The 1,330-nt window shown below is 68.6% G+C and carries 1 protein-coding gene; it reads left to right on the top strand.

The window, feature by feature from the left end; translation table 11 throughout:
- Window positions 1–77 precede the first annotated feature (77 nt).
- Window positions 78–1,304, top strand: a complete 1,227-nt coding sequence (locus tag KBX37_RS33875; RefSeq protein ID WP_210779888.1) for an IS110 family transposase — start codon at window positions 78–80, stop codon at window positions 1,302–1,304.
- Window positions 1,305–1,330 lie beyond the last annotated feature (26 nt).

The raw sequence follows: 1,330 nt of genomic DNA, 5'->3' as shown, positions 1-1,330 counted from the left end.
TTGGCGTGAGCACTGGTCCATTAGGGCGCTGGTTCTCCTGGGGCTGCTGACGGGTTTTCGGCAGGACGGAGGCGGGTGTGCTGTTCGTCGGTGACGACTGGGCGGAAGATCATCACGATGTGGAGGTGCAGGACCAGCACGGGCGGGTGATGCGCACGGCGCGGCTGCCCGAGGGTGTGGACGGGATGGCTCGGTTCCATGAGTTGGTCGCCGGGTTCCTGGCTACGGACGCCGACCCCGCTCAGGTGCTGGTGTGCATCGAGACTGATCGGGGGCCGTGGGTGCGGGCGCTGGTCGCGGCCGGGTATCAGGTGTTCGGGGTGAATCCGAAGCAGGCCGCGCGGCATCGGGAACTGGTGTCGCTGTCGGGGGCCAAAAGTGACAAGGGCGACGCGCATGCGCTGGCTGATATGGTCCGCACCCGCCGCCACCAGCTGCGGCAGGTCGCCGCCGATTCCGACCTTGCCGAGGCGGTCAAGGTCGTGGCCCGGGCGCACCAGACGCTGATCTGGGAACGCACCCGGCACATGCTGCGGCTGCGGGCCGCGTTGCGGGAGTACTTCCCCGCCGCCTTGGACGCCTACCAGCCGCTGACGCTGACCGGCGCCGACACTCTGGAGTTGCTCGCAAAGGCACCGACCCCGGCCGCGGCGGCCAGACTGTCGCTGTCGCAGATCAGCGCGGTACTCAAACGGGCTCGCCGTCGGGACATCCCGGCCAAGGCCGCCGCGATTCAGCAGGCACTGCGCACCGCGCACCTGAGCCAGGCCGAGGTCGTCACCGGCGCCTACGCAGCCACCGTCGCCGCCACGGTCGCGATCCTGCAAACCCTCAACGTCCAGATCCGGACCATGGAAAGCCAGGTCGAGGCGCATTTTGGTCAGCACCCGGACGCTGAGGTCTACCTCAGCCAACCCGGCATCGGCGTGATCCTCGGCGCCCGGGTGCTCGCAGAGTTCGGCGACGCACCAGGCCGCTACGCCGACGCCCGCTCCCGCAAGAACTACGCCGGCACCGCACCGATCACCCGACAGTCCGGGAAATCCAAAACCGTCCACGCCCGCATCGTGCACAACGACCGGCTCGTCGACGCCCTGCACACACAAGCCGGCGCCGCGATCCTGCACGATCCCGCCGTCCGCGCCTACTACGACGAACTCCGCGCCCGCGAGATCGGCCACAACAGCGCGCTCCGACAGGTCGGCAACCGCCTCGTCGGCATCCTCCACGGCTGCCTCAAGACCACCACTCTCTACGACCAGGCAACCGCCTGGTCACACCGAACCCAACCCGCCGCTGCTTGACATCCAAGCTCCTGGGATGTCTGACC

The sequence above is a fragment of the Micromonospora sp. U56 genome (genome assembly GCF_018070095.1).
GTDB lineage: Bacteria > Actinomycetota > Actinomycetes > Mycobacteriales > Micromonosporaceae > Micromonospora > Micromonospora purpureochromogenes.
Note: the sequence above shows the minus strand (reverse complement) of the source record. Positions and strands in the feature narration are given on the sequence as shown.